The organism is uncultured Veillonella sp., from assembly GCF_938010505.1.
Classification (GTDB): Bacteria; Bacillota; Negativicutes; order Veillonellales; family Veillonellaceae; genus Veillonella.
The window spans coordinates 1-3,039 of sequence record NZ_CALLVP010000127.1 but is presented as its reverse complement, the minus strand read 5'-3'; the positions used below and the strand labels follow the sequence as shown (position 1 = coordinate 3,039).

The 3,039-nt window shown below is 44.4% G+C and carries 3 protein-coding genes; all 3 read left to right on the top strand.

Going from position 1 to position 3,039, the window contains the following annotated elements:
- A partial coding sequence (locus Q0507_RS07985; RefSeq protein ID WP_298714862.1) for a DHH family phosphoesterase occupies positions 1-1,158 on the top strand: 1,158 nt, incomplete at its 5' end.
- Positions 1,155-1,601 (top strand): 50S ribosomal protein L9, encoded by a 447-nt coding sequence (rplI, locus tag Q0507_RS07980; protein WP_009352526.1) that lies wholly within the window; start codon positions 1,155-1,157, stop codon positions 1,599-1,601. The genes Q0507_RS07985 and rplI, both read left to right, overlap by 4 nt.
- A gap of 69 nt (positions 1,602-1,670) precedes the next feature.
- Positions 1,671-3,029: a replicative DNA helicase gene (gene dnaB / locus Q0507_RS07975; protein WP_298714860.1), complete on the top strand. Its 1,359-nt coding sequence runs from the start codon at positions 1,671-1,673 to the stop codon at positions 3,027-3,029.
- The last annotated feature ends 10 nt before the right edge of the window (positions 3,030-3,039 follow it).

Below are 3,039 nucleotides of genomic sequence, written 5' to 3'. Positions count from 1 at the left end.
TCTGTGAAAGATGTATCTGGCCGTGCTCGTGCAGCCTTAGATATTGCATTAGGTCGCGGTGGTGACCAAGTGTGTATTATGGATGGTGAAAGTACGCGCTTCTTTGGCGGTAATACGGCAGGCGTTGAGAAGAATACGCGCGTTCGTGCTCGTGTTGTATCTCAAGCTATACACGAGCTTATGATTGATTCTGATAAGATTCTTATCATGGGGCATCAACGCGAAGATTACGATGCGTTAGGTGGTATTATTGGTGTGGCCGCCATTGCTCGAGCACTTGGTAAAGACGTGCGCATTGCGCTTTCAAAAGAAACTAGCGCCATCGATAAAATGGTGAATGTTCTTAACGAGTCAGAGTTCTGGCAAGAGAATATTATTACTGCAGAAGCTGCAAGAGTATGGGTAGATGCGAATACGCTCACTGTCGTGTGTGATACGCACCGTCAAGAAATGGTAGCGGCTCAAGAGGCGCTTGAAATTTCTGAACGACGCATTGTTATCGACCATCACCGTCGTGCAGCGGACTTTGTAGAAAATCCATTGCTTACTTATTTGGAACCAACTGCATCGTCCACATCTGAGCTCGTAACAGAGCTTGTTCAATATGCAGGTGTTCCTGTGAAGCTTTCAAAAGCGGAAGCCACAGGTATCTATGCAGGTATCGTATTAGATACGAAGAACTTTATCCAACAAACTGGTGCGCGTACTTTCGAGGCAGCAGCATTCTTGCGCCGTGCAGGAGCGGATATCGACAGAGTTAAACAATTATTTATTGAAACCTTCGATTCTATCCAATTGCGTGCTAAAATGGTATTTGAAGCAAGTCGTACTGAAGGGATTGCTATTTCCGTAGCTCCTGAAGGTTTGAAGGATATGATGGCGTTGGCTGCACAAAGTGCGGACATGCTCATCAGTAATGAAGATATTGAAGCAGCCTTTGTACTATATTCCTTGAATGAGGGTGGTATCGGCGTCAGCGCTCGATCCAAAGGCAAGGTAAACGTACAAGTTGTAATGGAAGCCTTGGGTGGTGGCGGTCACAGAACTGTGGCGGGCGCTCAATTACAAGGTATGACCGTAGAGGAAGCGAAGCAGGCCATCTTGGAGCATGCTCTTGAGGCGCTTCATTCCGCAGAACAAGAGGAGGAACAACAATGAAAGTAGTATTGTTAGAAGACGTTAAAAAAGTTGGTAAAAAAGGCGAAATCGTTGAAGTTAGCGATGCATATGGTCGTAATGTATTGATCAAAAAAGGTCTTGGTCTTGAAGGTACAACGACTAATGTAAACAATGCGAAACAAAAACAAGACTCCATTGCTCACCACAAAGTTGTAGCGAATGACGAAGCTAAAATCTTGGCAGCTCAATTGACTAAGGTTGAAGTAACTGTAAAAGTTCGCATGGGTGAAGAAGGTCGCGTATTCGGTTCCGTTACTGCAAAAGATATTTCCGATGCTGCTAAAGCTCAATACAAAGTAGATATCGATAAAAAGAAAATCGAAATCAAAGAACCACTGAAAACATTGGGCGTACATGACGTATTAGTTCGTGTTCATCCTGAAATTACAAGTACTATCAAGGTTAATGTAGTAGCCGAATAATAGTATTCACCATGCTCTTTGAGTATGGTGAATTCTTTTATCCATAGTGGTTGTGTGAAGGGGATTATCATGGATGTACGCATTCCACCGCATAATCTAGATGCGGAAAAGGCCGTTTTGGGGGCTTTATTAACTAATGGATCCAATATGGGGGCCGTTGTAGATACGGTGACGAGTATTCTTAAATCTGAAGATTTTTACCGCGATGCACATCGTATTATTTACGATGCTATTTTAGAAATCGTGCATGCCAATAAGACGGCTGATTTTATCACCGTTGGTGAAGAACTAGACCGTCGTAAACGCCTCGATGCGGTAGGTGGTCTTGCTTATATTACATCTCTTGCGAATGAATCGGTTTCCTACAATGTGGAGGAACATGCGAAAATCATCAGCGAGAAAGCTCAGTTGCGCCGCCTCATCGATGCAGGGAATAAAATCGTAGGCATGACGTATGCTGGCGAAGATGAGCCGACGGCAATCCTCAATAAGGCAGAGCAAATGGTGCTAGACGTAAGCGGTCAAACTCAGTCTGAATCATCCTTTGCAGCCATTGGTGAAGTGGTTTTATCTAATCTAGATAAACTCAATGCACTGCAACAGCATGATGGTGCTATTACAGGTGTTCCAACAGGCTTTAAAGATGTGGACCACATTTTCAACGGCTTACAAAAATCTGACCTTATCCTCGTAGCAGCTCGTCCTGCGATGGGGAAAACAGCTTTCACCTTGAATATCGCTCAAAACGTAACGATGTTGTATGACAAGACGGTGGCGTTCTTTTCGCTGGAAATGGGCAAGGAACAGCTCGTTGGTCGTATTTTGTCCTCCGTGGCAGGTGTGAGCTCTGAAAAATTGCGCCGTGCGAACATGAATCCTGCTGACTGGGAAAAGGTTATTGCCGCAGCGGACCGCATGAGTAAATCCAAACTCTTTATCGATGATACGCCGGGTCTTACTGTACAAGATATGCGCTCTAAATTGCGCCGTCTCAAGGTGGAACATGGCCTCGATCTCGTTATCGTCGACTATATTCAGTTGATGCAAGGTCGAAATGCTGGTAAGGGCAGTGAAAATCGTCAACAAGAGGTGTCCGAAATCTCTCGTAATCTTAAATTGATTGCTCGTGAATTTAACGTACCGGTTATCGCTTTGTCTCAGTTATCTCGTAGTGTTGAAAGCAGACCAGATAAACGGCCTGTGCTTTCGGACCTTCGTGAATCTGGTTCCCTCGAGCAGGATGCGGATATCGTTATCTTCTTGTACCGCGATAAATATTACGATGAAAACTCTGAAAAAGGGGACAATGCAGAAGTCCTCATTCGTAAACACCGTAACGGTTCCGTCGGTACTGTGGAACTCCAATTCGTTGGAGAATTAACACAATTTAGAGACGTAGAATTCCGAGACCTAGGGCCGGAACAATAATGAAAACTAT